This window comes from Novosphingobium aromaticivorans DSM 12444 (assembly GCF_000013325.1).
GTDB classification, from domain to species: Bacteria; Pseudomonadota; Alphaproteobacteria; order Sphingomonadales; family Sphingomonadaceae; genus Novosphingobium; species Novosphingobium aromaticivorans.
Genome location: NC_009427.1, coordinates 190,510 through 217,389 on the forward strand (window position 1 = coordinate 190,510; position 26,880 = coordinate 217,389).

23 protein-coding genes are annotated in these 26,880 nt (G+C 67.3%); 16 read left to right on the forward strand and 7 right to left on the reverse strand.

Annotated features, from left to right (window positions below; translation table 11 throughout):
• The first annotated feature begins 145 nt into the window (after nt 1-145).
• The 4 genes from SARO_RS18730 (at nt 146) to SARO_RS18745 (ending at nt 2,958) form a co-directional block, all read left to right on the forward strand.
• Nucleotides 146-1,192: a sugar phosphate isomerase/epimerase family protein gene (locus SARO_RS18730; RefSeq protein ID WP_011906818.1), complete on the forward strand. Its 1,047-nt coding sequence runs from the start codon at nt 146-148 to the stop codon at nt 1,190-1,192.
• Between the two features lie 13 nt (nt 1,193-1,205).
• Nucleotides 1,206-1,580 (forward strand): C-glycoside deglycosidase beta subunit domain-containing protein, encoded by a 375-nt coding sequence (locus SARO_RS18735; RefSeq protein WP_011906819.1) that lies wholly within the window; start codon nt 1,206-1,208, stop codon nt 1,578-1,580.
• 77 nt (nt 1,581-1,657) lie between these two features.
• Nucleotides 1,658-2,521, forward strand: coding sequence for a 3-keto-disaccharide hydrolase (locus tag SARO_RS18740; protein WP_011906820.1), 864 nt, complete (start codon nt 1,658-1,660; stop codon nt 2,519-2,521).
• A gap of 26 nt (nt 2,522-2,547) precedes the next feature.
• Entirely contained in the window at nt 2,548-2,958 is a 411-nt protein-coding gene (locus SARO_RS18745) for a GFA family protein (RefSeq protein ID WP_011906821.1), read from the forward strand.
• Between the two features lie 30 nt (nt 2,959-2,988).
• Here SARO_RS18745 and SARO_RS18750 read toward each other — a convergent pair whose 3' ends face one another.
• From SARO_RS18750 to SARO_RS18760, 3 genes are read right to left on the reverse strand one after another with little or no spacing between them, the layout of a single operon-like run.
• Entirely contained in the window at nt 2,989-3,759 is a 771-nt protein-coding gene (locus SARO_RS18750; protein ID WP_011906822.1) for a TIM barrel protein, read from the reverse strand.
• Nucleotides 3,760-3,762: 3 nt separating this feature from the next.
• A complete protein-coding gene (locus SARO_RS18755; protein ID WP_011906823.1) occupies nt 3,763-4,758 on the reverse strand; it encodes a sugar phosphate isomerase/epimerase family protein in 996 nt (331 codons plus the stop codon).
• A 19-nt stretch (nt 4,759-4,777) separates the two neighbouring features.
• Complete coding sequence (locus SARO_RS18760) at nt 4,778-5,161, reverse strand: C-glycoside deglycosidase beta subunit domain-containing protein (RefSeq protein WP_011906824.1); 384 nt, start codon at nt 5,159-5,161, stop codon at nt 4,778-4,780.
• A 142-nt stretch (nt 5,162-5,303) separates the two neighbouring features.
• On the opposite strand from SARO_RS18760, the gene SARO_RS18765 reads away from it, so the two are divergent.
• Nucleotides 5,304-6,929: a GMC family oxidoreductase gene (locus SARO_RS18765; RefSeq protein WP_011906825.1), complete on the forward strand. Its 1,626-nt coding sequence runs from the start codon at nt 5,304-5,306 to the stop codon at nt 6,927-6,929.
• Between the two features lie 10 nt (nt 6,930-6,939).
• Here SARO_RS18765 and SARO_RS18770 read toward each other — a convergent pair whose 3' ends face one another.
• Nucleotides 6,940-7,548 (reverse strand): TetR/AcrR family transcriptional regulator, encoded by a 609-nt coding sequence (locus SARO_RS18770; RefSeq protein ID WP_011906826.1) that lies wholly within the window; start codon nt 7,546-7,548, stop codon nt 6,940-6,942.
• 90 nt (nt 7,549-7,638) lie between these two features.
• On the opposite strand from SARO_RS18770, the gene SARO_RS18775 reads away from it, so the two are divergent.
• From SARO_RS18775 to SARO_RS18815, 9 genes are all read left to right on the forward strand, one after another.
• Nucleotides 7,639-9,048: an 8'-apo-carotenoid 13,14-cleaving dioxygenase gene (locus SARO_RS18775; protein ID WP_011906827.1), complete on the forward strand. Its 1,410-nt coding sequence runs from the start codon at nt 7,639-7,641 to the stop codon at nt 9,046-9,048.
• Nucleotides 9,049-9,337: 289 nt separating this feature from the next.
• Complete coding sequence (locus SARO_RS18780) at nt 9,338-10,825, forward strand: thymidine phosphorylase family protein (protein ID WP_011906828.1); 1,488 nt, start codon at nt 9,338-9,340, stop codon at nt 10,823-10,825.
• Nucleotides 10,822-11,718, forward strand: a complete 897-nt coding sequence (locus SARO_RS18785; protein ID WP_011906829.1) for a ribose-phosphate diphosphokinase — start codon at nt 10,822-10,824, stop codon at nt 11,716-11,718. The genes SARO_RS18780 and SARO_RS18785 overlap by 4 nt, the downstream gene beginning before the upstream one ends.
• 4 nt (nt 11,719-11,722) lie before the next feature.
• Nucleotides 11,723-12,448, forward strand: a complete 726-nt coding sequence (locus SARO_RS18790; protein WP_011906830.1) for an ABC transporter ATP-binding protein — start codon at nt 11,723-11,725, stop codon at nt 12,446-12,448.
• Complete coding sequence (locus tag SARO_RS18795) at nt 12,445-14,808, forward strand: ABC transporter permease (protein WP_011906831.1); 2,364 nt, start codon at nt 12,445-12,447, stop codon at nt 14,806-14,808. Before SARO_RS18790 ends, SARO_RS18795 begins: the two co-directional genes overlap by 4 nt.
• On the forward strand, nt 14,805-15,974 hold the full coding sequence (locus SARO_RS18800) for an efflux RND transporter periplasmic adaptor subunit (RefSeq protein ID WP_011906832.1): 1,170 nt from the start codon (nt 14,805-14,807) through the stop codon (nt 15,972-15,974). The genes SARO_RS18795 and SARO_RS18800 overlap by 4 nt, the downstream gene beginning before the upstream one ends.
• A gap of 126 nt (nt 15,975-16,100) precedes the next feature.
• Nucleotides 16,101-16,376: a metal/formaldehyde-sensitive transcriptional repressor gene (locus SARO_RS18805; protein ID WP_011906833.1), complete on the forward strand. Its 276-nt coding sequence runs from the start codon at nt 16,101-16,103 to the stop codon at nt 16,374-16,376.
• A gap of 11 nt (nt 16,377-16,387) precedes the next feature.
• Nucleotides 16,388-17,335 carry a CDF family Co(II)/Ni(II) efflux transporter DmeF gene (gene dmeF, locus SARO_RS18810; RefSeq protein WP_011906834.1) on the forward strand — a complete coding sequence of 316 codons (948 nt, stop codon included), beginning with the start codon at nt 16,388-16,390 and terminating at the stop codon, nt 17,333-17,335.
• A gap of 137 nt (nt 17,336-17,472) precedes the next feature.
• Nucleotides 17,473-18,489 (forward strand): hypothetical protein, encoded by a 1,017-nt coding sequence (locus SARO_RS18815; RefSeq protein WP_011906835.1) that lies wholly within the window; start codon nt 17,473-17,475, stop codon nt 18,487-18,489.
• A 440-nt stretch (nt 18,490-18,929) separates the two neighbouring features.
• On the opposite strand, the gene SARO_RS18820 is transcribed toward SARO_RS18815, so the two are convergent.
• The 3 genes from SARO_RS18820 to SARO_RS18830 all read right to left on the reverse strand — a co-directional run bounded on the left by SARO_RS18820 (nt 18,930) and on the right by SARO_RS18830 (nt 22,733).
• Nucleotides 18,930-20,135 carry a replication initiator protein A gene (locus tag SARO_RS18820; protein WP_011906836.1) on the reverse strand — a complete coding sequence of 402 codons (1,206 nt, stop codon included), beginning with the start codon at nt 20,133-20,135 and terminating at the stop codon, nt 18,930-18,932.
• 232 nt (nt 20,136-20,367) lie between these two features.
• Nucleotides 20,368-21,453 (reverse strand): ParB/RepB/Spo0J family partition protein, encoded by a 1,086-nt coding sequence (locus SARO_RS18825; RefSeq protein ID WP_011906837.1) that lies wholly within the window; start codon nt 21,451-21,453, stop codon nt 20,368-20,370.
• A 77-nt stretch (nt 21,454-21,530) separates the two neighbouring features.
• Nucleotides 21,531-22,733 (reverse strand): AAA family ATPase, encoded by a 1,203-nt coding sequence (locus SARO_RS18830; RefSeq protein ID WP_011906838.1) that lies wholly within the window; start codon nt 22,731-22,733, stop codon nt 21,531-21,533.
• Nucleotides 22,734-23,190: 457 nt separating this feature from the next.
• On the opposite strand from SARO_RS18830, the gene SARO_RS18835 reads away from it, so the two are divergent.
• Both SARO_RS18835 and SARO_RS18840 read left to right on the forward strand, forming a co-directional pair.
• A complete protein-coding gene (locus tag SARO_RS18835) occupies nt 23,191-25,236 on the forward strand; it encodes a methyl-accepting chemotaxis protein (RefSeq protein WP_011906839.1) in 2,046 nt (681 codons plus the stop codon).
• A gap of 5 nt (nt 25,237-25,241) precedes the next feature.
• On the forward strand, nt 25,242-26,807 hold the full coding sequence (locus SARO_RS18840) for a chemotaxis protein CheW (RefSeq protein WP_011906840.1): 1,566 nt from the start codon (nt 25,242-25,244) through the stop codon (nt 26,805-26,807).
• The last annotated feature ends 73 nt before the right edge of the window (nt 26,808-26,880 follow it).

A 26,880-nucleotide genomic window follows, 5' to 3' on the forward strand; every position in this document is an offset into this window, starting at 1 on the left:
GTAGAATGTAAATTCCAATAGAGAGGGCGAAAGACCCCAGGAAGGAAGCCGCAGGCTCACATCCTTTCCGCCAGCAAACTCGGCACTGTTCATCGAACCCGGCTTGTGCCCGGCCACCCGAAACCACCCACGACAGAGGTGACGTGTGACCAGCGAAATCAAGAGGGGCGTGAGCCTCTATTCCTACCAGAACGAGACTTTCCAGGGGAAGATGACCCTGGAAGACTGCATCCGGACCAGCGCGGAACTGGGCGCCAAGGGCATCGAGATCATCGGCGAGCAGACCTTCTGGGGCTGGCCCGAATGCGGCGTGGCCCAGGCCGACGTCGACACCTGGCACCGCCTTATCAAGCAGTACGACTGCACCCCCGTCAGCCATGACTTCATGCTCGACTACAAGCGCTACAAGGGCCGCGAAATGCCCTTCGACGAACAGGTCGCGAGCGTGAAGAACGACGTCGACTTCGGCGCGCGCCTCGGCATGAAGTACATCCGCGCGCTCGTCTCGATCGCGCCCGAAGTGCTGGTCGCTGCCGCGCCCTATGCCGAGGAAAAGGGCATCAAGATCCTGATCGAGGTCCACGCGCCGCTGCACTTCGACCATCCGTGGATCATCCGCCACGCCGAAGCCTTCGAGAAGTCGGGTTCGGACGCGCTCGGCTTCCTGCCCGACATGGGCATGTTCCTGTTCGCGTTTCCGCCGGTGTGGAAGGAAAAGTTCCTGCGTATCGGCGTGCCGAAGAACATCGCCGACTATGTCGAGAAGGCATATGAGGACCGCGTCCTGTCGGAATACGTGATCCTCAACGTCCAGCAGATGGGCGGCACCGGTCCCGCCATCGCCATGGCAGAGACGTTGCGCCACAACGCCGCGTTCGAACCGCGCCGCATGCTCGACTACATGCACCGCATCCACAACGTCCACGGCAAGTTCTACCAGATGAACGAGGACTACGTGGAGCCTTCGATCCCCTATGACGAGATCGTCAAGGTGCTGAAGCAGGGCGGCTTCAATGGCTACATCTGCTCGGAATACGAAGGCAACCGGTGGATCGAGGACGCGGAGGAGCCGGATTCGGTCGAACAGGTCCGCCGCCAGCAGGTCATGCTCGCCAGGCTTCTGGGTGAAACCGAAGTGCCGACGATTCAGACCTCGCCCACCGCATCGGCCATGGCCGAAGCAGCAGCATAAGGAGACCCGACCGATGATGGACAACAAGATGATCGTCGAAGGCAGCCTCCAGTCGGTGGACGGCGGCTTTTCGTTCCTCGGGCGCCTGCCTTATTATCGCGGCCTCGGTCTCTCCATGATCGAGGACATCCAGGTCACCGTCGACGGCGAACTGCAACCGCGTGAAGCGGTGCGCTTCTCGGTGCGCGGCAAGACCTACACCCTCGACGAGATGGAAACGGTCTACGACAACCGCTGGAACTTTGGCGAGAAGGCCCAGATCATCGTGCTGAACGGCGGGCTTTCCGCCGGAAACCACACGATCACCTTCGCCGTGCGCAACCGCGTATCCTACCTGCCCTTCGTGCCCACCACCAAGGACACCAAGGAACTCGCGCTCGCCGCCTGATCCGATCGACCTGCGCCTCCGCGAAAGCGGGGGCGCACACCCACAAGAACCAAGCGAAAAGAACCAGGGGAGCGCAGATGCCAAGCCGCCGCTCGATCTTGCACGGGCTCGCCGCCGCTGCCGCCAGCACCGCCGTTCCCCTCACCGCCAACCGTGCAGTCGCCCGGGCCGCCGCGTCCGCCTCGCCCTGGCGCGCGCTGTTCAACGGCCGCGACCTTGATGACTGGACCATCTACCAGGACGGCGAAGGCAATCGCGACGCCCACGATGCGATCCGCATCGAAAAAGGCGTGCTGCACATGCTTGGCAGCAGCTTCACCGGGCCGGACGTCAATGGAAGTGTTCGGTCCAGCTTCGGCCACATCGCCACCAGGTCCGTGCACGGCAACTACCACCTGCGCATGGAATTCCGCTTCGGCGAGCGCCGCTTTGCGCCGCGCGGTTGGCAGCGCCGCAATTCGGGCCTGCTCTACCACATGGCCCCCGAACTTGACCGGCTGTTCCCCGATTGTGTCGAATTCCAGTTCGAGGAAGGCGACATCGGCGATGCGATCATGGTCAACACCCGCGCCCTGCAAGGCCCGCTGCTTGGCGGCACGCCACTGTGGCCCAACTGGTTTCCCGGCCTTCCCGCCGACTACGCCGAACCGGTGAAGGCCGGCGGCATCGCCCGCCAGTGGCATCGTCACGCCGGGCAGTACGAACGCGTCGACGAATGGAACACGATCGACCTCGTCGCCTTCGAGGACCAGGCCGCCCATCTCGTCAACGGGCGTATCGTCAACACGCTGTTCCGCATGATCGGCCGCGATGGGCAGCCGCTCGACCGGGGCCGCATCGCGCTCGAGTTCGAGGCGGCCGAAGTGTTCATGCGCAACGTGATGATCCGCGACCTTGCCCCCGAGGAGATCGCGCTGATCCGCAAGCAGGGTTCCTATTGACCGAACGCCTGTGCTAACCTGATGAAATGCTGAATCTTTCCTGCCATTGCGGCGCGGTGCGGGTCGAACTTGCCGCACCGCCCGCCTTCATCAATGCCTGCAATTGCTCGCTGTGCCGCAAGACCGGCGCGCAATGGGCCTACTTCGCCCCCGACCAGGTCCGCCCTTCCGGCACGACTTCTGGCTATGTCCGCGCCGACAAGCCCGGTGCCGGAGCGGAAGTCCACTTCTGCCCCACTTGCGGCGCGACGACGCATTTCACGCTTACGCCGGAAACGGTGGCCCGCCATGGCAACACCGTCTGCGGCGTCAACATGGCGATTGCCGACGAGGCCGACCTTGCCGGCATCGAATTGCGTTTTCCCGATGGCCGGGCGTGGTCGGGCGAAGGGCCGTTCGACCATGTCCGCCCGGCAAGCATCATCGGCGCGGACTGACGCCCCTCCGGCCGGAGGGGCGTCGCCGTTTCAGGCGCAAAGCCCCTTGATGTAGTCGAATGCTTCCACCGAAGGCCGGGTCGGCTGCAATTCCAGCCCGATCGTGCCCCGGTATCCCACACGGTCGAACAGGCCGAGCGCGCCGGGCCAGTCGATGTTGCCCGAACCCGGCTCGCCCCGTCCCGGTGCGTCGGCCACCTGAACGTGGACCACCTGGTGCATTGCCGCCTTCAGCGCGCTCTCGGGGTCCTCGCCTTCCACCACCGAGTGATAGAGATCGTAGAGCACCTTGACGCGCGGGCTGTCGACCATGTCGGCAACGACCACGCTGTCCTGCGTCGTCGAACACAGCACGCCCGGATGGTCGAACCGGGTGTTGGCCGATTCAAGCAGGATGGTCACGTCCAGCTCTTCCGCAATCGGCACCAGCTTGCGCAGGGCATCCGCGAAGATCGCAAGCTGCACCGGCCGCTTGAGCCACGGCACGCCGCGCCCAGAGGTGACGACCACGTTCGAACAGCCCAGCGATTTCGCCGCCGACGCGGCCTCGCGGAACGTGTCGCAGAAACCCTCGTGCGTGGCCGGGTCGACAAGCTGCGTCACATAGTCCGCAACCGTGCTGACCAGCTCGACCCCGTTGTCGTCCAGGGCCTGCTTGATCGCTCCCAAGTCGCGCCCCTTGAGGAGGAACAGCTCGACCTTGCGGAAGCCCGCGGCGGCGGCCGCCGCGATGCGGTCCTCGATCTTCTCGCCCGCTTCGGTGAAGCCGTACTCGAGATTGACGGACAGGTCCCTACCCATGGCTCAGGCTCCCCAGATGCGGCGGGCCATCGCCTGGTGGCGGCGGACCTGCTCGAAGGCGTCGCGGGTGTCATAGGCATGGCCTTCCCACTCGCTGACCATGGTGCCGGTGAAGCCCCCGTCCTTGAACAGCGGCAGGATGGTGTCGTAGTCGATCGCTTCCTCGACCAGATCCTCGCTCACGCCATAGAACTTGCCGTGGATGTGGATGGTGCGGTCGACCAGTGCGGCCCAGCTCTTGGGATCGTGGTTCGACAGGATGAAGAACGCAAGGCACGCCGCCTGGATGTGCAGCGGCTCATGGCCATGGGCCATGCCCCATTCGCGCAGGCGGCCGGCCTTCTCGTGGCTCATCCCGTCCTCGAGCCAGACTTCCTTCAGCTTGTCGAGCAGGTCTTCCTTCGCACCCTTGGCGCGCGCGGCCTCGAGCATCGATTCCGGAATGCGGCTCGCCGTGCCACCGAAGTCGGGAATCCAGCCCAGCACCGGCGTGTCCAGCTTGTCGTACATCTCGCCATAGGCCTGCACGGCGGGATGCCCGGCCCACATCGGCGCGTGCACTTCCACGCCCATGCGGATGCCCAGCTCTTCGGCATAGGGCGCGATTTCGGGCAGGAGGTGCACCGGCAGCGCGAACTGGTAGCGCACGAGGCTGAAGCCCATCTTCCTGGCCGAGCGAAGCTGGCGCTTGTGGTATTCAACCAGCGCGGCATCGTCGATCGGCTGCTGGCCGGGCTTCAGGAAGCGGTCGGAATTGATCGCGCACGACACCGGGTTCAGCCCGTTGGCGGCGACCAGTTCCTTGAACTTCTCGGCAAAGGCATCCGAAACGTCGGGGAATTCCTTGAAGTTCTGGAACCCGATGATCTCGATGTTCGGCCCCAGCCCGCGCTTGGCGACCTCGGCCAGCAGGGTGTCCAGCTCGAACTGGCGGGTCAGCCATTCGTTGGTGAAGGAATAGAGCGTTACGCCGACCTGCGGCCCGTTTGCGTTCGTCATTTCAGCTATCCTTGGGTTCTCAGGCGGCCACGCGCAGGGTCGACGTCTGCGGATTCACGCGCTTCATGCCGGGGATGTAGGGCGGGTTCACATTGACCACGAGGCTGACCGAATGGTCGCTGCCCGCGTCGAGAACCTTGCCCGGAAGCACGAGGAAGGCGCTGTCACGCACGAACCAGAAGGTATCGACCTTCTCGCCGTTCTCGGCCAGCGGCCAGCGCTCGCCGTCATACTCGACCAGCGCCCCGGAGAGATCGACCGCCTCGCCGTCGATTTCCAGGCTCGGCACTTCGACCGTGGAAAACGGCAGCGACCGATACCACGGCAGGCGCATCGCCAGCTTCATCTCGCCCCCGGTGGCCGAAAGGCCCTCCTCACCGATAACCCGCTCGACTGGCAGCACGTTCGCTCTCCCGTTTGGCCCTGACGGCCAGTGCAACAATTAGAACCATACTTCTAATTGCAGCTTGACACCGGGTCAAGGCCTGTGCTGATAAAAAGCGAACGAAAGTTCTATTCTAATTCACGGACGGGTACAGGGCGAAATGGCGGAATTCGATTACATCATCGTCGGCGCGGGTTCGGCGGGCTGCGTCCTGGCCAACCGGCTCAGCGCCGATCCCGCCAACCGCGTCCTGCTGATCGAGGATGGCGGCGACAACCAGCACCCGTTCATCAAGATGGCCGGCGGCTTCATCAAGATCATGGGCAACCCGGACTATTTCCGCGTGTTCCCGACAGAACCGCGCCCCGGGATGCGCCCCGGCATCCACACCTACGGGCGCGGGCTCGGCGGATCATCGGCGATCAACGGCACGTGGTATCTCACCGGCATGCCCAAGGACTTTGACGGCTGGGCGCAATCCGGCCTTGCCGGATGGGGCTGGGACGAAATCGCCCGCTGCTACCGCAAGTTCGAGGACTATCGCGAGCCCGGCGCCCATCCCGGACGCGGCCGCGGCGGCGAGCTTCAGGTCACTGCCTCGACCTACGAATCGCCGGTGTTCGATGCCCTCGCGCAAGGGTTCGCCGCGCAGGGCATGCCCTGGCTGGACGACATCACCACGCCGGGCGTGCAGGGGGTAGGCCGCAGCCAGTACACCGTGGACCGCAAGGGCGTGCGCGAAAGCACCTACAAGGCTTTCGTCATGCCGATCCTGGGCCGCCACAACCTGACGATCGCACAGCACACCGCCGTCAAGCGCGTGACGATCGAACAGGGCCGCGCCACGGGCGTCGTCACCGAGGCGCACGGGCAGGAAAGCACCCATGTCGCCAAGCGCGAAGTGATCCTCGCCGCCGGCGTCTATGGCTCGCCCCAACTCCTTCAGCTCTCGGGCATCGGCGCGGGCGCGGTGTTGCAGGAGCTCGGCATTCCGGTCCTCAAGGCCCTGCCGATGGTCGGCCGCCAGCTTTGCGACCACACCAAGTTCGGCGTCTCGTTCGACCTCACCAACCACCCCGGCACCAACCGCGAGTTCTTCGGCTGGCGGCTCTATCGCAACGCGCTGCAATACTTCCTTACCGGCACCGGCCACCTCGCCCGCGTCGGCATGCCCCTGACCGGCCTATACGCCAGCGAGGGCACGGACAAGGACTGGCCCGACCTCCAGGTCGCCGCCGCGCCCTTCGCGATGCGCACCGTCAACGAGATGGCCGCGCGTCCCGGCAGCCCGCTCACGCCGAACCCGGGCCTCACCTTCTCGGGCTACCACCTGCGCCCGAAGAGCCGCGGATCGATCCGCCTGGTCTCCCCCGATTTCCGCGATGCGCCCGTCGCCGATGCCGCGATCTGGGCAGATCCTCACGACAAGGCCAAGAGCCTCGAACTGTTCCGCCTGTTCCGCGCCATCGCCGCATCCGAACCGCTGCGGCCCTTCATCGGCAAGGAGCGCATGCCGGGCCCCGACGTGCAGGACGAAGCCGCCATCCTCGCCGAACTCGGCAAGATGGTTGAGGTCGGCCTCCACGGGACAGGCACCTGTTCGATGGGCACCGACGAGGCGACCTCCGTCACCGACGCCCGCGCCCGCGTCCACGGCGTCGGCGCGCTGCGCGTGGTCGACTGCTCGATCATGCCAACCCCCGTTTCGGGCAACACCAACGGCCCCGCCATGGCCTTGGCCGAACGCGCCGCGGAACTGATCCTCGAGGACGCCCGCCGAGGCTGACCCCGTCCTCCTACCCTGCCCGCCACAGCGTCGCGCTGTCGATCACACGGTCGATCAACGCGTCGTCGGCGGGAAGCTGGCCGTCGAGCATCAGCATGGCAAGGCCGTGCACCAGCGCCCAGGCCTGGATCGCGATGCGGCGCGCGGTTTCCGGGTCGCCGCCTGCGATGGCGGCGGCGCTTCCTTGCAGCATCCGCGCCGCAAGGCCGCCATCCGGCACGCCGTCGTCCCGGGTAGCGCAATGGGTGAAGGTCAGGCGGAACAGCGCAGGGTTGGCCAGCGCGAAGCGGACATAGGCGCGACCGGTTGCGGCAAAGGCGCTCCTCCCGCCAACGTCGCCCCCTGCCTGCTGCGCCGCGCTATGCTGGAAATGGCCAAGCCGTTCCAGTCCTTCCGCCGCCAGCGCCACCAGCAGCGCCCGCTTGTCGGGAAAGTGGCGATAGACTGCCGTCGCCGAAACCCCCGCCTCGCGCGCCAGCGCCCGCAACGAGATATCGGCAATGTCCGTGGTTTCGAGCGCCCTCAGCCCGGCCGAGACCAGCGCCTGCCGCAGGTCGCCATGATGATAGCCCCGCGCCCCGGACGATGCGGGCGCCTGCGATGTTGACACTGTTATCATACCCTCTATGTTGACGCCATAAACATCTATGGGGAGTCGAATCGCATGGCAAGTCCGCTCGCGCAGACGATGGAGTCCGCAATCCGCAGCATGGTGACCAAAGGCGTCGTCGTCGTCTCCAGCTTCCGCCGCAGCCGCCAGGACGCGAACCGCCCCCACGCTTTCCTCACCGGCATCCACGCCCCGGTGAAGGAAGAACGCACGATCGAAGATCTCGCCGTCACCGGCACGATCCCGGCGGAGCTTTCGGGCCGCTACGTGCGCATCGGCCCCAATCCCTTCCGCGCCGATCCGCGCGGGCACCACTGGTTCGTGGGCGACGGCATGGTCCACGGCGTCTGCATGAAGGGCGGCAAGGCGCTGTGGTATCGCAACCGCTATGTCCGCTCGCGCAACCTCCAGGATGCCGGAGGCCCAGCCGCCGCGCCCGGTCCGCGTCGCTCCACCTTCGACACGGTGAACACCAACGTCATCCAGCACGCCGGCCGCACGTTCGCGCTGGTCGAAGCCGGGTCCTTTCCCGTCGAACTTACGCACGATCTGGAAAGCTTCGCCTACTCCGACCTTGGCGGCACGCTGAAGGGGCCGTTCAGCGCCCATCCGCATCTCGATCCGCTGACCGGCGAACTCCACGCCGTGACCTATGACGGACAGACGCTCGACACGGTCTGGCACGTCGTCGTCGACCGCGAGGGGCGCGTCCGGCGCGAAGAGCCGGTGCCGGTTGCGCACGGCCCGTCGATCCACGATTGCGCGATCACCGCCAAGTACGTCCTCATCCTCGACCTGCCGGTCACCTTCTCGATGGCCGCGCTCGTCGGCGGGGCGCGCTTTCCCTATCGCTGGAACCCGGCGCACCGCGCCCGCGTCGGCCTGCTCCCGCGCGAAGGGACGGCGGCGGACGTGATCTGGTGCGACGTCGACGCGGCCTATGTCTTCCACGTCGCCAATGCCTTCGACAATCCCGATGGCACGGTCACGGTCGACCTGGCCGCTTACGAGACGATGTTCGCCCATGGCCCCGACGGGCCCAACGGCAAGTCCCTGGGTATGGAGCGCTGGACGGTCGACCCCGCTGCCCGCAAGGTCGCGCGCAAGACGCTCGACGCCGCCCCGCAGGAATTCCATCGCCCGGACGAACGCTTCTTCGGCCAGCCCTACCGCTTTGCCTGGTCGATGGGCCTGCCCGCCGAAAACGCCGAGGACTTCCTCGGCCACGCCCCGATCTATGGCTACGACCTCGCGACCGGCCAGCGCAGCGCCCATGATTTCGGCCCCGGCAAGATCCCCGGCGAGTTCGTCTTCATCCCGCGCAGGGCCGATGCGGAAGAAGGCGACGGGTGGCTGATGGGCTACGTCATCGACCTCGCCTCGGAAACCACCGACCTTGCGATCCTCGATGCGCGCAACCTCGCCGCCCCGCCCCTCGCCCTGATCCACATCCCGTGCCGCATTCCCCCCGGCTTCCACGGCAACTGGCTCCCCGACGCGGCGGACTGACGCCCGCGCGGCGCCGGGCCAGGGAAGCCTCACCCCGGGTCAAGCCCGGGGCGACGATGGCTGGCCGTTTGCGGGGTTACCAAAGCAGTAGGGCCCATCTGGCAGGTTCCAAGTCCGGCCCGCCGTCTCATGGCCGTCGCCCCGGGCCTGACCCGGGGTGAGGCTTCCCCTTCCCCTTCCCCTTCGCCCTCGCTCCCTCCCGACCCGCCAGCTCCGGCAGGACTGGGTCATATCGCGATTGGCCAAAGCAATTCCCGGCCGCTAGTATGCCGGCATGGGAGCGGAAGGCATGGCCTTGAAAATCAAGCGCATCGCGATCGACACTCACCCGGAGAACACCGCGTTCCTCCTGCGCAGGAGGAACGGCTATTCGCCCGAACAGTTCGTCGCGCTGCGCAAGATCGAGATCACCGGCGGCGATGCGTCGATCCTCGCCACCCTGGCGCTGATCGATGACGAGAGCCTGCTCGAACCGCACATGATCGGCCTTGGCGAACAGGCCTTCCGCCGCCTCGGCCTGCCCGAAGGCGCGGAAGTAACCTTCCGCCAGGCGCCCGTCCCGCACAGCCTCGAACACGTCCGTCGCAAGATCGACGGCGACGAACTGGAAGAAACCGAGATCGCGGAGATCATCCGCGACATCGCCGGATACCGCTATTCCCCGATGGAGATCGGGGCCTTCCTCGTCGCCTGCGCCGGGTTCATGTCCACGCACGAAACGCTTGCCCTCACCCGCGCAATGGCCGGCGTCGGCCGCCAGATGCACTGGCCGTCCGAAATCGTCGTCGACAAGCACTGCATCGGCGGCATCCCCGGCAACCGCACCTCGATGATCATCGTGCCGATCATCGCCGCGCACGGGCTGACCATGCCCAAGACCTCGTCGCGCGCGATCACCTCGCCATCGGGCACGGCCGACACGATGGAAGTCCTCGCCTCGGTGGACCTGCCAGAGGACCGGCTCGTCTCCATCGTGGCAAAGGAACACGCGGTGCTTGCCTGGGGCGGCCGGGTGAACCTGTCGCCCGCCGACGACGTGCTGATCACCGTCGAGCGTCCGTTGCGGATCGACACCTTCGACCAGATGGTCGCCTCGATCCTGTCGAAGAAGCTGGCCGCCGGCTCGACCCACCTTCTCATCGACATTCCCGTCGGCCCCACCGCCAAGGTCCGCACCACGCGCGAGGCGATCCGCCTGCGCAAGCTGTTCGAATACGTCGGCCATCGTCTCGGCCTCGTTCTCGACATCGTCGTCACCGACGGCTCGCAGCCGGTGGGCCGGGGCGTGGGCCCCGTGCTCGAGGCGCGCGACGTGATGGCCGTCCTGCGCAACGAGGACGACGCACCCCGGGACTTGCGCGAACGCGCCGTCATGCTCGCGGGCCGGGTGCTCGAATTCGATCCCGCGCTGGCGGGCGGCAAGGGCTATGCCCGCGCGATGGAACTGCTCGGTTCCGGTGCCGCGCTGGCGGCGATGGAGCGCCTGATCGATGCGCAGGGCCGGTGCCGCGAAGTGATCCTTCCCGGCAGCCACGTCCACGATATCTGCGCGCCAGCCGGCGGGACGGTCATGTCCATCGATTGCCACCTGATCGCGCGCATCGCCCGCCTTGCCGGCGCGCCGATGGACAAGGGCGCGGGAATCGACCTGCTGCACAAGGTGGGCGACCGGGTGCGCGCTGACGAAGTGCTCTATCGCATCCACGCCCACTCTCCGACCGGCCTCGAATATGCGCGCGAACTGGCCGTGGCGAGTTCCGGTTACGTGGTCGGATGATGCAGGCAGCGGCGGTCTATCCCTTTGCCGAATGCCTCGCCCAGGGCGAGGCGCTTGCCGCCGCGCTCGGCATTCCGGCGCTACCGGTGGAGGTCCACCGCTTTCCCGATGGCGAAAGCCGCGTGCGCCTGCACCCACCCGCGCGCACCGCCATTGTGCTGCGCCCGCTCAACGATCCCAACGCCCGCCTGATTGAGCTTCTGCTCGCTGCCGCGGCCCTGCGCGATGGCGGTGCGGCACGCGTGATCCTCGTCGCGCCCTATCTCGGCTACATGCGCCAGGACATGGCCTTCCGCCCCGGCGAGGCGGTGAGCCAGCGCGTGATCGGCAACCTGATCGCCGCCCATTTCGACGGCCTGATCACCGTCGATCCCCACCTCCACCGCGTCTCTTCGCTGGCCGAAGTCGCCCCCGGCATCCCCGCCCTCTCCATTTCCGCCGCCCCCGTGCTGGCCGCCGAGCTTGCGCCCGGCCTCGATCCGCGCACGGTCCTCGTCGGCCCGGACAGCGAATCCCGCCCGTGGGTGGAAAGCATAGCCAGCCCGCTCGGCCTCGACGTGCTGGTGGGAGAAAAGGTCCGTCACGGCGACCGCGCGGTGCGCATCGAGCTTCCGGGCAAGGAAGCGCTGCACGGCCGCCCCGCGATCCTCGTCGACGACGTGATCTCCAGCGGCACCACGCTCATCGAATGCGCCCGCATCCTGCGCGCCGCTGGTGCCACCTCGGTCGAAGCCGTCGCCACGCACGGCCTTGCCCGCATGCAGGACCTGCAACGCATCGCCGCCGCCGGCGTGTTCCGCGTGCGCACGACGGACTCGATAGCCGCCCACCCCGGCTCGATCCCCCTCGCCCCGATCCTCGCGCAGGCCCTGCGCCGGCAGCATTGGTTCTAGCGCGATGGAAAGTCCGGACAGCGCATCGCCAGCCGCCTTCACCGGAACGCGCCTCAACAAGATCTACCGCACTGGCGAAACCGAGGTCCACGCCCTGCGCGACGTCGACCTCTCCATTCCCCAGGGCGAGGTGCTCGTCCTGCTCGGTCCCTCGGGCAGCGGCAAGTCGACCCTGCTCAACATCCTCGGCGGGCTGGATCGTCCGACGTCCGGCAACCTGTCGTGGTTCGACCACGATCTCGTCGCGGCAGACGAGGCTGCCCTCACCCGCTTCCGCCGCGCGCATGTCGGCTTCATCTTCCAGTTCTACAACCTGATCCCCAGCCTTACGGCCGAAGAGAACGTCCGCCTCGTCACCGACATCGCGGAAAGCCCCATGCCACCGGGCGAGGCGCTGGAACGGGTGGGCCTCGCCGACCGGCGAAACCACTACCCCGCCCAGCTTTCGGGCGGCGAGCAGCAGCGCGTCGCCGTTGCCCGTGCGATCGCCAAGCGCCCCGCCGTGCTCCTGTGCGACGAACCCACCGGTGCGCTCGACAGCCGCACCGGGGTGCGCGTCCTCGAAACGCTTGCCAGCGCCAACCGCGAGCTGGCGACGACCGTCGTCATCATCACCCACAACGCCGGGATCGCGGCGATGGCGCACCGCGTGTTCCACTTCCTCGACGGGCGCATTGCGCGGATCGTGCGCAACGAACGCCCCGTCGATCCGGCCGGGATCACCTGGTGAGAGCGCTCGATCTCAAGCTCGTGCGGATGATCTGGCGGATGCGCGGGCAGGCCCTTGCCATCGCCGTCGTGCTGGCGGCAGCGGCGGCGACCTTTGTCCTTTCGCTCGGAGTGCATCACTCGCTCACCGCCACGCGGGATGCCTATTACGCGCGTAACCACTTTGCCGATGTCTTCGCCGACATGACCCGCGCCCCGCGCGGGGTGGTCGACCGCGTCCGCGCCGTGCCCGGCGTCGCCCGCGCCGAAGGCTCGATCCGCCAGTACGCCACGCTCGATTTCCCCGACCGCCCCGCACCGGTGCGGGCGCTGATCAATTCGGTGGACGAACGCGGCAGCGCCGGGCTCAACTCCATCGTCCTGCGCAGCGGACGTCTCCCCCGCCGTGAGGAGCCCGCCGAAGTCCTGCTCGACGAAGCCTTCGCCAACGCCAATGGCCTTGGCCTCGGCGCCCACATCGACGCGGAGATCTATGGCACCCGCCAGCGCCTCGTCGTCGTCGGCACAGGCCTTGCCCCCGATTTCGTCTATGCCCTGGCGCCCGGTGAATTTCTTCCCGACGACCGCCGTTTCGGCGTGATGTGGATGGGTCTGCGCGCGCTCGAGGCGGCGACCGACCGTACCGGCGCGATCAATGCACTCTCGCTCACCCTCGAACGCGGCGCGCACGAAGACGAGGTGATCCGCCGCGTCGACGCGATCCTCGCGCCCTATGGCGGCAGCGGCGCCTATGGCCGCAAGGACCACGTATCCAACGCCTTTCTCGACAACGAACTGACCCAGCTATCGGCAATGACGCGCGTCATTCCGCCAGTGTTCCTGCTGGTGGCGACGCTGCTGGTCTATGTCGTGCTCGGCCGCATGATCCGCACCGAACGCACGCAGATCGGCCTGCTCAAGGCCTTCGGCTATGCCGACCGCGCCATCGCCGCCCATTATCTCAAGTTCGCCCTGGCCATCGCGCTGGCAGGCGCGGTGCTGGGCGCGCTGGGCGGCATCTGGATGGGGCGGGCGATGACCGCGCTCTATGCGCAGTATTACCGCTTTCCCTTCCTCGAATACCGTATCGCGCCCTCGGTCGTGCTGCAGGCGGCGGGCCTCGCGTTCGGCGCGGCGGCGCTCGGCGCGCTGGGCGGGATGCGCTCGGTCTCGCGCCTTGCCCCCGCCGTGGCGATGGCGCCGTCGCCCCCGCCGATCTACCGGTCGGGCATTGTCGAGCGGCTCGGACGAGCGGCGGGCTTCAGCGCCATCGGCCACATGATCGTGCGCCACATCGCCCGCTGGCCGGGCCGCGCGGCGGTGACGGCAGGGGGCATCGCGCTGTCGATGGCGCTGCTCTTCGCAACGCTCCAGTTCATCGATTCCAGCTGGACGATGCTCGATTCCTTCTTCTTCCGCGCCCAGCGCCAGGACCTCACGGTAACCTTCACCGAACCGCGCAACCTGGCCGCCATCCACGCGCTCGCCCAGATCCCCGGCGTGCTGCGCGCCGAACCGCTGCGCAGCGCCGCCGTACGCATCGCCAGCGGCCCCCGCAGCCGCCGCACCGCGATAGAGACGGCCTCGCCCGAGGCCCGCCTTTCCGCGCACATGGACCGCGATGGCAACGAGGTATCGATGCCTCCCGCCGGCCTCATGCTCAGCCGCCAGCTTGCCGACAAGCTGGACGTGCGCGCCGGGGACCGGGTGGAAGTGGAACAGCTCGGCGGCCGCCGCACCCGCGTGGTGCTGCCCGTCGCCCGGATAGTCGATGAATTCATCGGCGAACGCGCCTATGCCGCACCCGCCACGATGGCCCGCATCGTGCGCGAGGAAACCCCGGCGGGCGCCGCCCTGCTGCGCATCGATCCCGCCGCCCGCACCCGCATTCTGATCCAGCTCAAGGCAATGCCCCTGGTGCTTGGCGTAAGCGAACGCGATGCCGCGCTGGAAAGGTTCGAAGCGATGATCGACGACAACCTCTACACCATGCTCGGCTTCTACATCGCCTTCTCCTCGGCCATCGCGGTCGGCGTGGTCTACAACAGCGCGCGCATCCTCTTTTCCGAACGCGCGCACGAACTCGCCACGTTGCGCGTACTGGGCTATCATCGCAGCGAAGTGGGGATCGTGCTCCTGGGCGAACTGGCGCTGCTCGTGGCGGCGGCAGTGCCGCTCGGTTGCATCGGCGGGTACTGGATGGCGCAACTGATGACCGCGATGTTCAGCTCCGACCTGTTCCGCCTGCCCTTCGCCCCGGCGCGCGCAAGCTATGGCTGGGCCGCGCTGGTAGTGGTGCTCGCCGCCCTCGTCACCGCCGCCACCGTCGCGCGGCGCGTGCTGCACCTCGACATGGTGCGCGTGCTGAAGGCCCACGAATGACCCTGCGCTCGCTTCTCCGCTGGCGCTGGGCCATCCTTGTCGCCGGGCTCCTCGTGGCGGGCCTCGTCTTCGCGTTCTGGCCCCAACCCACGGCCGTCGACGTCACCCGCGTCAGCAAGGGTCCGCTTGAAATCGGCGTGACTGACGATGGCGTGACCCGGGCCGAGGAATTCTACGTCGTCGCCGCGCCCGTCAGCGGCTACCTCTCGCGCATAGAGCTCGAACCGGGCGATCCGGTGGCGCGCGGCGGGCTCATCACCACCATCGGCAGCAGGCCCGCCGCCCCGCTCGATCCGCGCGCCAACGCCGAACTGCGCGCCGCCCTTGCCGCCGCCCGCGCCGCGCAGGGCAACGCATCGGCCTCGCTCTCCCAGGCGCGGCGCGATCTTGCCCGCTCGCAGGCGCTGGCTGATCGCGGCTTCCTCCCGCGCGCCCAGCTCGAAGCCGCGCGCACCCGCGTCCTCACTGCCGAAGCCGCCGTCGCCCAGGCCCGCGCCGAAGCCTTGCGCATCTCGGCGGAGCTGACCCCGCCCGCCGGGCGCGGCAATGCCGCCGCCGTTCCGGTCCGCGCGCCGGTCGCCGGCACGATCCTCTCGGTCATCACCGAAAGCGAAGGTGCCGTCGCAGAAGGCACGACCCTCGTCACCATCGGCGATCCGCGCCGGATCGAAGTCGTCGTCGATCTCCTCTCGCGCCAGGCGGTGCGGGTAAAGCCCGGAGATCGCGTGAAAATCACAGAATGGGGTGGGTCGGCGCCGCTTACCGGCACGGTCCGCCGGATCGAACCGTTCGGCCGCCTCAAGGTCTCGGCCCTCGGCATAGAAGAACAGCGCGTCAACGTCGTGATCGGCTTCGATGAAGCCTCGCTCGGCGCCGCGGCGCGTCTCGGCCACGGCTACCAGATCGATGCCACCATCGTCGTCTGGAGCCGCCCCGACGCCGTGCGCCTGCCCATCGGTGCGCTCGTCCGGGGCAAGGATGGTCAATGGCAGGTCTTCACCGCAACCGGTGGCCGCGCCGTGCTGCGCCCGGTCCGCATCGGCCAGATCAACGACGAATGGGCCGAAGTCCTCGCCGGCCTCGCCCCCGGCGACCAGGTCATCGCCAACCCCTCACCCTCCCTCGCCGACAACACCCGCATCAAGCCCCGCGCCGCGTCGCAATAGCCGTGGTGGCGCCGCGCAGTGGCGCGCCGAGTAGTCGCGCTCCCGACCGGAGACCGGCATGGCAGCGTAGAGCAGCCAAGCGCTGCCCCTTCCCGCCCGCCCAGATATAGGGTAGGGGGCTATGCCATGTCACATCTGGCCGCCAACAAGTCCGCCCTCCTCGCCCGCGTTCGCCGCATCGCCGGGCAGGTCGCCGCCATCGAGAAGGCAATTGCCGATGACGCCGCGTGCAACACCGTCCTGCACCAGGTGGCGGGCGTGCGCGGTGCCGTGGGCGGGCTCATGGACGAACTGATCGCCGACCACGCCCGGCAGCACGTCGCCAGCCCCGGTCTTTCGGACGCGGAGCGCGCCGAGGCCGTGGAAGATCTCATCGCCGCCATTCGCCGCTACGCAAGGTAGGACCCCTCTTCATGTCTCTCGATACCGAGCTGGAACAGCTCACCCACGACCACGTCTTCCTTGGCGAGGCGCACGAAGCCAATGCCCTCCGCACGCTGTGGGTCGTCCTGCTCACAGCCGGGATGATGGTGGTCGAAATCGCCGCCGGCGCGCTGTTCAATTCGATGGCGCTGCTGGCCGACGGATTCCACATGGCGACCCATGCCGGCGCGCTGGGCGTGGCCGCACTCGCCTACTCCTATGCCCGCCGCCATGCGAAGAGCGGCCGCTATTCCTTCGGCACCGGCAAGGTCGGCGACCTGGCGGGCTTCGCCTCCGCGCTCGTGCTGGGCATGGTCGCGCTCGGCATCGCGGTGGAATCGCTCCAGCGACTGTTCGACCCGCGCCCCGTCGCCTTTGCCGAGGCGACCGTGATCGCCATCGTCGGCCTCATGGTGAACCTTGCCAGTGCCGCCCTGCTCGGCGGGCACCATCATCATGACCATGGCCATCACGATCACCATGATCACCATGATCACCATGATCACGGGCACGGGCACGGGCACGGGCACGGGCATCACGACAACAACCTGCGCTCGGCCTATGTCCACGTCCTGGCCGATGCGCTGACCTCGGTCCTCGCAATTGCGGCGTTGCTCGGCGGGCGCTACCTCGGGTGGAACTGGCTCGACCCGGTCATGGGCCTTGTCGGCGCGGCGGTCATTTCGGTCTGGTCTTGGTCGCTGATGCGCGACACCGCTGGCGTCCTGCTGGACCGCCACGAGGCCGGGCTGGAGCGCGAGATCCGCGAACTGGTCGAAGGCCCGGGCGATGCGCACATCACCGACCTCCATGTCTGGCGCGTCGGCCCGGGCGCCCACGCGGCCATAGTCGCCGCGCGGGGCGCGTCCGCCGCCGACATCCGCACCCGCCTCGCGCCGGTCCACGAAATCGCCCACCTCACCGTGGAGCAACACTGACAAGCGCTTGCGGCGGGAATGGCAAGGGCGTAGCCTCTGCTTCGCCGCCACCCCGCCGCAACCGGCGCTTTCGGCATTTTCCGGACACCATCAAAGCACGTGGACCGAAAGCCCCCTTTCGGTCTACAATCGCCGCGATGCCCCCCCTTCCTCAACCCCTGACAGCCGTACCATGGACCGCCGTGCTGGCCGATGGCCTGGCCACTGCCTCGGCCGCGCTCGCCCGCCTGGACGCCCGCGTTTCGGCCAGTCCGCTCAGGCCCGCGTGGCTCCTGCGGGCAAGCTGGGCCGGCTATGCGCGCGCGCTTCACCTGCAACATGCCGAGATCGAGGAAATCGACATTATTGCCGAGCGCTGCGGCCTGCGGATCGCCGGTCGCGCGCTTCCCCGCACCGATGACGAACCCTTCGCCGCCTACGACCCCTGGCTGGCCCGCCTGTCCGAGCCGGACGGCCGCCACTGGGCAGAGGACCTGCCTTTCACCTTCGATGCGCCCCTGGCCTGGCGCGAGGCCCCGGCCCTCGTGCGCGCGCTCCATCTCCTCGACGCCAGCGCCCGGGCCGACCGCACCATTGCCCCGTGGCTGGCCTTCCCGGCGCTCCTCAGGCGCCTCGGGCTGGCCCGCAGCCCCCTGCCCTGCGTGGTACCGGGAGACGCGGCCCAGCGCTTTCCAGGAGAGCCGCGCGCGGTCCTGCTGAAACGGCTGTTGCGTCAGGTCGTCCGCAGCGCCGAGGACGGCCTCGAACGGCTCGAGAGGCTCGAGACCGGAGCCCGCCGCACCGCAGCCGCGATCGCCGCCGAACGCCGCCCGGGAAAGCTCGCGGTTCTTGGCCGCGTCGCGCTGTCTCGCCCATGCCTTGCCGCGCGCAGCGTTGCGCCGCTGCTGGACCTCACCGTCTCGGGTGCGGGCAAGCTGCTGGAAAGGGCCACCGGCCTTGGGCTCCTCGTCGAGGTGTCCGGCCGCGAATCCTGGCGGACATACGTGGCACCCGATGTTGCCGTCGCTCTGGGCCTGAGCGCGCCGGATCGGGGCCGCCCCCCTTCCCTCGTCAGCGCTCCGCCCGAGGTCGAGGTGATCCTGCAATCGTTCGATGCGGAAATGGCGGAGATCGAGGAGCGCCTTCGCAAGCTCGGCATTTCCACCGAAGGCTGACCGCGCGATCCGGCGCCGATCACCTCATCCATAAAGCAAGCGAAGCTTCTGCGGGGTTAGATGGGTTTATTGAGAGTTAGATAAGTTAAGCGCCCGCAGACCGGCGCCGACTCGCGATGGTGCGGCGATTCGCGCCGACCGCTGCGTTCCCGAAGTGTCGTCCGGGCGTTCCCGAAGGATCGGTTCGGCGTTCCCGAAAGTCCGTTGCGGCGTTCCCAAAGGGTCGAAGGTGCGGTTCAGCCTGTTCCCGATGTATCGATGGTCCGGATCGAGGGTGCGGCAGCCTGTGGACATTGAATCACTTTCCCACCCATCCCGCCGATAGAGGTTCAAATTCTGTGGAGAAGCGTCTCGCGCGGAAAGTGCGGTGAATTCGTTGGATCGACGGCCCGACACATCGGGAACGCCGCGAACCATTCGTCCGACATTTCAGGAACCCGTCAGCGCCGCAGCGCGTGGCCGTTCTTTTCGTGGTGGCGCTTCACCCAGCCGATGAAGGCCTTCTGCCAGTTAGCCGGAAGCCGTGCAGAGTCGCCGTTCACCCAGCTTTCGAACTCGGCGTGCAGCGCATGGAGATCCCAGCCCGGGCAGGTTTCGCGCAAGTGCCGGATCGTCTCGTCGGTCATGAAGCCCCGCGTCGCGGCGTCGCTGACGCCAGCCACGGTCTTGCGGATCAGCGCGCGCACGTCGACCGTTTCGCTAGCTCCGGAAGAATGTTTCCCCGGGGAAACATCGGGTGCCGTGCTCGCCACGGTACGGGCTTCGGCTCCTTGTCGTCCCGCTTCGGGCAATGCCCGGTCCGCGCCGTCCTTGCCGTCGACCCGCCGCATGCGCAGCATGGGTTCGCCTCCCCTGGCGGTTTCGACCGACAGGCCATAGCCCGGCAGCGCGTTCTTTTCGGCCAGCTTCAGGATCTCGAACTTGAAGCGGCGGTACTCGCCTTCCGCGCCCGATTTCTCGAAGAGCACCGGCATCGAGATCGCGAAGCCCTCCTCCCCTGCCCCGCCGGCGTGCTTGCGCGCGACCTTGTAGAGCCAGCGTTCGCGGCCGCCGGTAATGTCGAAGTAGGCGCGGTCGATGGAGAGCACCCCGCCCTTCATCATCACGCCTTCCCAGAACCAGTTGGACAGCTCGATCGTCATCCCGCGCGAACGCTCGGTCTTTTCATCGACAAGCTGGGTCCAGCCATCGAGCCACGAGAATGTGGCCTCGCGCCGGTTCTCTGCGCGGATGTTGGTCTTGATCGTGGTGGCGACAAGGCGGTCGAGCGCCTGGCCGAGCAATTCGTAGGCGCGCCCCGTCGTCGGCCGGCCGATTGCGCGCAGCAGGTCGTAGGGCATGAGGTGCAGCTTGCGCGGCACGTCGTTTACCCCGCGCCGGGCCATGTCGGCCAGCACGCTCGCGCAATAGATCAGGATGTCGGCGTCCCAGATCGTCGCCATCCCATAGTCGGGGTTACCCGATACGTGCACCCACAGCTTGCCGTCAGGGGAGGTGTAGTCGATCGGCTTCACGCGCTTCGACTTGGCGAGGCTGAAGAACGGACGTTCCATCATCTCGCGCTGGTCGCGCATCGGCATGTCCGCCACGTATGGCAGGAACAGGTCGAACTGGTCGCCGGAGGGGGCAGGGCGGTTGCGGCTCATACGGCGTGAACCAGACGGGGATTCCTGCCCGCGCCAGGTCTTCGTTCAAGATGTTTCCCCGGGGAAACACGGAAGGGCGAGGTGGGGGAGGGGGGCGGTCCGGACGGATGTTTCCCCGGGGAAACATCCGTTGCGACAGACCGGCGGCAAAAAAGTTTCCCCGGGGAAACATCGTGCATGTCGGTTCGGCGACGCCGGTTCCGCAGCCCGATCCGCTTCCCCCACGCGTGCATCAGCGGCTGATGCCCCGGCCTTCGGCCTCGAGCTTTACCAGCGCGTCGAGCACGATATCGAGCAGGCCTTCGAGCCCGAGGCCCGACCCCGAGTGCAGGCGCAGCGTCACGCCCTGGCGATTGACCGAGCGCACGGTGACCGCCGGCCGGCCGAACGGGCTCTGGTAGACCTCCTGTTCGGGCGCGTCCTTGCCGGACTGCGGCGCGGCCAGCAGGCGGTTGATGACTTCCGTTGCGGGAATGGCCGGATCGCCGGCCTTGCGCCGGTCTTCCTGAAGACGGCCCAGTACCTTCGCCTCGCGCAGGATGGCGGCCGCGGCGATGCGGTCGTCGAGCGCCTGGGCGAGGGGGTAGGCGGGCTTGAGCTGGACGTCGGCTGGGCTGGCGAAGGCGGCAACGACCACGTCGGGCAGTGTCGCCACCTTCAGCATCTTCGAAAGCCAGCCCTTCGACAGCTTGAGCCGTTCGGCCATGCGCGTCATGTGGCTGCCGTAGTGATCGTGCAGCGCCTGCGCATAGTTGCGTGCGCGCTCAAGATCCGAGACGTCCTTGCGCGCGCGGTTCTCCAGGTCCGCGAGGCGGAAGGCCGCCTCGTCGTCAAGCTGGGCCACCTGCGCCACGAACTGCATGTCCGGATAGGAATGCTGCCGCAGCCAGGAAATCGACCAGTGCCGCCGTGTGCCCGCGATCACTTCATAGTCGTGGTCGGGATCGCCTTCGATCCGGCGCACCACCGCAGGAACCTTCTGTCCGCCTTCCGCGATGATCGAATCGATCAGCTCTGCGCAGGATTCCTCGGAAAGGTGCTCGTAGGAACGCGCGTTGCCTTTCCACACGCGCACCCGCGCCGGATCGAGCAGGAGTTGCGTGACTTGCCGCACTTCGCCGCTGGCCACGCGGGCAAGGGCGGATTCGCGGCCAAGCAGGGTCGTGCCGCGTAGCCGTTCGCTGCGGGCAGGCGTCGCCGTCCCGACCGGGGCAGGGGCCTCGTCGATCATCAGCGCTTCTGCGCTTTCCGATTTCTTTTCAATCGCTTCCTCGTCCGCCAGAAGGGCAGCGAGATAGTCGGACTGTTTACGCGCCATGGCTCACCTCGTCATGGAAAGCGCGGAACATATGGCGAACATTGCCTTGTAGGAAAGAGCTGGATGATAGGCGCGCGTCAGGCATGGATCACATCCTCCTCGCGCGCCGGGGCGACGCGGCCCCAGCCGGCCCGCACGAGCTGTTCGATCTGGCCAAGCGCCTCGTCGAGGTTCGCGCGGCTGCGCTTGTGGGTGCGCGGCGTGCCGATCGGCTTTTCGAGTTCGTAGACGGTCATCATGCGCAGCGCCGCATGGCTGATTTCGGCGCTTTCGAGGATCGGCACCGGCAGCAGCGCGGGGCCGAAGGTCTGTTCCATGATGGTGCGCACCATCTCGTGGCTCGGGTCGCCGCCGTCGAACTTCGAGCAGATCAGCCGCACGAACGAATAGTCGACCGCGATGCCGGCCTCGATGAGCTGGGCGATCACCTGGTCCATCATCGAGAGGAACTGCACCGTCGAGCAGAAGTCCGGCGTCGTAGCGGCGAGGGGCACCAGCAGCGCGTTCGCCGCCTGCATCACGGCAAGGCTGATCGTGCCGAGCGCGGGCGGCGGGTCGAGTATCACCACGTCATAGTCGCGCGCCATGTCCATGAGACCGGCCTTGAGCTTGCGGAAGCGCGCCGCCAGCACCGATTGCCCGTCGGCGCCGGATGCCGCCAGTTCGTATTCCACGTCGAACAGTTCGAGGTTCGACGGGATCAGGTCGACGTTGGGCCAGGGCGTGCGCTTGACCGCATAGAGCAGGTCGGTCTGCGTCGGGTCGATCGAGAGATAGGGGTAGAGCGTTTCGTCGCGGGTGATGTTGAAATGCGGGTTGAAGCCGAACAGCGTCGTCGTCGTCGCCTGGCTGTCGCAATCCACCACCAGCACGCGATAGCCCTGGACCGCGAAGTAGTGTGCGAGGTGGGTGGTGACGGTCGACTTGCCCACGCCGCCCTTGAAGTTCTGCACCGCGATGATCGCCGGCACGTCCATCGGCGCGCGGGCGGGGGAGGCGCCAAGCACCTCGCGCATGCGCAGCATTTCCTCCATCGAATAGCCGATGCGGCGCCCGTTTTCCCCGGCAGGGGGAGGGGGCAGGCGGCCGTCGTCCTCGGCCATGCGGATGCGGTTTGTCGAGCAGCCAAGCAGTTGCGCCGCCTCGGCAATTCCGAAACGGACGTTGAGCCCCTTGCGGCTTTCGGGCAGGAACGCCTTGCGGCGCAGGCGCTCGATCATGCGCTCTCCCGCCGAAGCGAGATCGCCGATCTGGCTCACGATTGAATTTGACTCGGCCATTGCCCGCCTTTTTGAAGGTATTCCCGCCTTCGGTTAACGGATTTCCTTCAGTCGCGCAATGTAGGCCTCGCAAAGATACCGCCAAAGTGCCGCCGTGCCACGACGGCACAACCGGGGCAAGGCCCGCGTTAACCACTTCTCCCCGCTGATACTGCGCGTTCCGCCGGCGCTTCACGCCTGGTGCCGGCGCCCTTGGCAAGCATTTGGCGTCGGGAACAATAGCCTATCGAATCAGCACCTTGGTGCGGGGCGAAGGACCACGTTGCCTGGCTCGGCACGGTCGCGCCGGGAGCAAGATTGCCCAGCACATCGTACCTCCGTGTTCCGCAAACGGGCGCCTGACGCTGCCTTAAGGAAAGGCGCGGAGCGGAGCCTCACGCCTAAATTAACAGCGTCCTGCAATCTTCCGGCATGAACGCGAGACCGCCGGCACAGGTTGCGACGGAGAACATACTTAATGACCATCCAGACACCCCCGTTGGACCTTGTCGGTCAGGCCGCAGCCGCGCTGGCCGATGCATCGGTCATCCTTTCATTCGACCGCAAGACCGGCAAGTGCGTCGGCGGTAACGACGAGGCGTTGCGCCTGTTCGGCGGTTCGGGGCTGTCCGACCACGATTTCGCATCGATATTCGTGGCGGACGTGGCTGCCTGGACCCGGATCTGCAATGGCGAGATCGCGCGCGTCAGCGGCGGCGTGCCGCAGCCTTCGGGCGGCTTTGCCGGAATCTCCGGCGCGGCGCGCCTTGGCGAGGGACGCAGCGCGCCGGTTCTCTTCATGGGCGTGCGGACTTGCGATGGCGATGGGGACGTAGCCCTGCTGGTCCACCGCAATGACGCGCTCGGCAAGGCGCTGCCGATCTGCCAGTACTCGCCCACTGGCACGATCGTGGCCATCAACGACACATACCTCGAGCGCACCGGCCGTGATCGCGAAGCCGTCGTCGGCAAGCCCTTCACCGCCTTATGGCAAGGCGCGAACGTCCCTGCGGATCCCCAGGCCTGGTGGAGCCGCTTTTCCCGTGGTGAAAGCGAGATTGTCCTGCGTCGCCACGATGCAGGTGCGGGCAAGACGGTGTGGCTGCGCGAGGCCTTCGTCCCGACGCTGGACGGCGACCGTCTGATTTCGGTGCTGTGCTACAGCTGCGATGCCACCGAGACGGTCGACCAGCTCAACGAGCAGTCCGAGCAGATCGCCGCGATCAGCCGCAGCCACGCGATGATCGAGTTCGATCTCGAAGGCAACATCCTGTGGGCCAACGAACATATGCTCGAGACGACCGGCTACCGGCTCGACGAGATCAAGGGACGGCACCATCGGCTGTTTTGCGAACCGGAACTGGTCTCGTCTCCTGAATACGCCAGCTTGTGGGAAAGGCTTGGCCGGGGCGAATATGTCAGCGGCGAGTTCAAGCGGCTGACCAAGGCCGGCGAGGAAATCTGGATCCGCGCCAGCTACAATCCCATCATCGGGACTGACGGGAAGCCGACCAAGATCTGCAAGATCGCCGCCGACGTCACCGCCCAGAAGGTCCTGTCCAACGAATACCAGGCCAAGGTCGTCGCGATCAACCGCGCGCTCGCCGTGATCGAGTTCGACCTCGACGGGAATGTCCTGACGGCGAATGACAATTTCCTGTCGACCATGGGGTATTCGCTGCGCGAGGTCAGCGGTCAGCACCACTCCATGTTCTGCGCGCCCGACTATGTGCGCAGCCGCGAATATGCGGAGTTCTGGCTGAAGCTGAACCGTGGCGAATTCCATGCGGGCCGCTTCCACCGCGTCGGCAAGTACGATCGCGACGTGTGGATCCAGGCAACCTACAATCCGATCTTCGACTTGCGCGGCAAGCCCGTGCGCGTGGTCAAGTTCGCGTTCGACATCACCGACCAGGTGGCGATGGAGCGCGAGATCGAGGCCCGCGCGAGCGATCTGGGCGGATTGGTGGAACGGCTTTCCAGCTCCATCGCGGCGATCACCGATGCCACGACTTCGGCCAACGGTCTTGCCCAGAGCACCCGCGACAATGCGGAGAAGGGCATGGACGCCCTGTCCAAGGCGATCGAGGCGATCGAACTGATCCAGACTTCCGCCGCCGGCATTGCCGAGATCGTCGGCATCATCGGCGAAATCGCGGGGCAGACCAACCTGCTTGCCTTCAATGCCGAAATCGAGGCGGCGCGGGCCGGCGAACATGGTGTCGGGTTCAGCGTGGTGGCCGGCGAGGTAAGGCGCCTTGCCGAACGGTCCTCGACCGCCGCGCGCGACATCAGCCGCCTGATCGACGAATCGATCGGCCGCATCGGCCTCGGCACGGCGCGCTCGCACGAAGCGTCGAACGCATTCGACGGGATCGTCGATTCGGTGCGGAGGACCGGCAGCGCGATCGAGGCGATCAGCGCATCGGTCTCGGTGCAGGATCAGGTTTCGGCCGATGCCGTCTCGCTCATCAACAGCCTCGCCAACGTCACCGGCGCCTCGGCCCGGTCGCAGGCGTCCTGAGCGCCTTGTTCTCGCCGTCCCCTTCCGAACCTGCCAAGGCATCGGCGCTCCACGGTCTTGCAAGGATCGGCGGACTCCACTTTGCCGTGCCGATCAGCGGCATCCGCGAAGTCGTGGCGCATCCGCCCGTACTGGCGGAACTGCCGCCGACGCTGGCGGGCCTGCGCGGCGCGCTCGACTTGCGCGGGGCGATGATCCCTGTGGTCGAACTTGGCGAGATGATCGGCGGCCTTCACGGCACTGTCCTTGGCGGGCAGGCGGAGTGCGAAGAGACGGCCGACCCGACCGCCGCTGGGCCAGCAACGCGGGGCGTGGTCATGGTGCTGCGCACGGAACGCGGCGTGTTCGGCGCCTGCGCGGACGAGATCTGCGGCGTGGTCGACCTGTCGCGCGACCGCAGGACCGCGCTGGAGCTTTCCTCTTCCGGCCCGGTCGAAACCGCGCCAGTCATCGTCGCCGGCTTTTCCCATGGCGGGCGGACGGGCGTGATCCTCGATGTCGAGGGCCTTGCCGCCGTGCCCGGCCTGATCCTGGCCGAGGATCGCCGCGTGGCGGCATCGGCGCGCAGGACCGGCGGACCTCCGCTACTGACCTTTTCCGTGGGACCCCACCGCTTCGGCCTCTGCGCCGATGTGATCGAGGCGACGATGCCGCGTACTGCCGTGCTGCAAAGCCCGGTCGACGATCCGCTGTGGATCGGGCGCATCGTATCCAACGGAAGCCGGCTGCCGCTCGTCGATACGCTCCACCTTCTCGGACTGGGCCGCCAGCCCCCGATGCGCGAGGCGGCGAGCATTGTCGTGCGTCTCGAGGATGGCGGTCGTGTTGCGCTGGCGATCGATGCCGTACTCGACATGGTCGCCGGATCGCGCGACGAGAATCTCGGCCTCCAGGGTTTCGAGGTGGGGGAAGGGGGGCTGATCGCAGGGCTCCATGCCGCCGAGCCGCCGATCCTGCTGTTCGACCCCGCCGCGCTCAAGGCCCACGAACACCTAGCCAGCCTCGCCTCGCTCGAGGAGAAGGTCGACACGACCGAGGGCGTCGGGCGGGCTTCCGCCGGCGGCACTTTGGCAACGGGCGCCGGCAAAGGCGCAGATGCGTCCGCTGCGTCGCGCATGCCATTCCTGATCTTCACGCTTGGCGATGACCAGCATGCCGCGCCGCTCGACCATGTGACCGAAATCCTTCCTTATGACGCCGCGCGGATGATCGACATGGTCGAAGGCGACGGCCGCTTTGCCGGAATGATCGCGCATCGCGGCGCGGCGGTGCCGGTGGTCGATCTCGCCACGCGCCTCGGGCAGGTGGGCGGCGGGGGCGATCCGCGTTTCATCCTGATCGCGACTTCCACGGGGATGTCGACTGGCGCCGGGGCCAGTGCGGGGTTCCTGCTTGGCGGGCTTTGCGCTGTGGAGCGCCACCAGCTTCGCAGTTTCGCCCGGACGAGCGGGGCGGCGACGGAGGCTGCGACGGCAACCGGGTGCGGCGGCAAGGTCATCCGCACGCGCGAAGGGCGGACCTGCACGGTCCACGACCTCGTCGGGCTGGTCGAAAGCCTGCGCGTGGCCTGATCGCGCTGCCTTAGCCCGAACGGGTTATGCGCGGGACATGCGCAACCTGTACTTTCGTGCCATTCGCACAGCA

Bases quoted from the DNA above. Each gene is read 5' to 3' on its own strand.
- SARO_RS18735 (WP_011906819.1), top strand. From the start codon at position 1,206: ATGATGGACAACAAGATGATCGTCGAAGGCAGCCTCCAGTCGGTGGAC.
- SARO_RS18740 (WP_011906820.1), top strand. From the start codon at position 1,658: ATGCCAAGCCGCCGCTCGATCTTGCACGGGCTCGCCGCCGCTGCCGCC.
- SARO_RS18745 (WP_011906821.1), top strand. From the start codon at position 2,548: ATGCTGAATCTTTCCTGCCATTGCGGCGCGGTGCGGGTCGAACTTGCC.
- SARO_RS18750 (WP_011906822.1), bottom strand. From the start codon at position 3,759: ATGGGTAGGGACCTGTCCGTCAATCTCGAGTACGGCTTCACCGAAGCG.
- SARO_RS18755 (WP_011906823.1), bottom strand. From the start codon at position 4,758: ATGACGAACGCAAACGGGCCGCAGGTCGGCGTAACGCTCTATTCCTTC.
- SARO_RS18765 (WP_011906825.1), top strand. From the start codon at position 5,304: ATGGCGGAATTCGATTACATCATCGTCGGCGCGGGTTCGGCGGGCTGC.
- SARO_RS18770 (WP_011906826.1), bottom strand. From the start codon at position 7,548: ATGATAACAGTGTCAACATCGCAGGCGCCCGCATCGTCCGGGGCGCGG.
- SARO_RS18775 (WP_011906827.1), top strand. From the start codon at position 7,639: ATGGTGACCAAAGGCGTCGTCGTCGTCTCCAGCTTCCGCCGCAGCCGC.
- SARO_RS18780 (WP_011906828.1), top strand. From the start codon at position 9,338: ATGGCCTTGAAAATCAAGCGCATCGCGATCGACACTCACCCGGAGAAC.
- SARO_RS18785 (WP_011906829.1), top strand. From the start codon at position 10,822: ATGATGCAGGCAGCGGCGGTCTATCCCTTTGCCGAATGCCTCGCCCAG.
- SARO_RS18790 (WP_011906830.1), top strand. From the start codon at position 11,723: ATGGAAAGTCCGGACAGCGCATCGCCAGCCGCCTTCACCGGAACGCGC.
- SARO_RS18800 (WP_011906832.1), top strand. From the start codon at position 14,805: ATGACCCTGCGCTCGCTTCTCCGCTGGCGCTGGGCCATCCTTGTCGCC.
- SARO_RS18805 (WP_011906833.1), top strand. From the start codon at position 16,101: ATGTCACATCTGGCCGCCAACAAGTCCGCCCTCCTCGCCCGCGTTCGC.
- dmeF (WP_011906834.1), top strand. From the start codon at position 16,388: ATGTCTCTCGATACCGAGCTGGAACAGCTCACCCACGACCACGTCTTC.
- SARO_RS18815 (WP_011906835.1), top strand. From the start codon at position 17,473: ATGCCCCCCCTTCCTCAACCCCTGACAGCCGTACCATGGACCGCCGTG.
- SARO_RS18820 (WP_011906836.1), bottom strand. From the start codon at position 20,135: ATGAGCCGCAACCGCCCTGCCCCCTCCGGCGACCAGTTCGACCTGTTC.
- SARO_RS18825 (WP_011906837.1), bottom strand. From the start codon at position 21,453: ATGGCGCGTAAACAGTCCGACTATCTCGCTGCCCTTCTGGCGGACGAG.
- SARO_RS18830 (WP_011906838.1), bottom strand. From the start codon at position 22,733: ATGGCCGAGTCAAATTCAATCGTGAGCCAGATCGGCGATCTCGCTTCG.
- SARO_RS18835 (WP_011906839.1), top strand. From the start codon at position 23,191: ATGACCATCCAGACACCCCCGTTGGACCTTGTCGGTCAGGCCGCAGCC.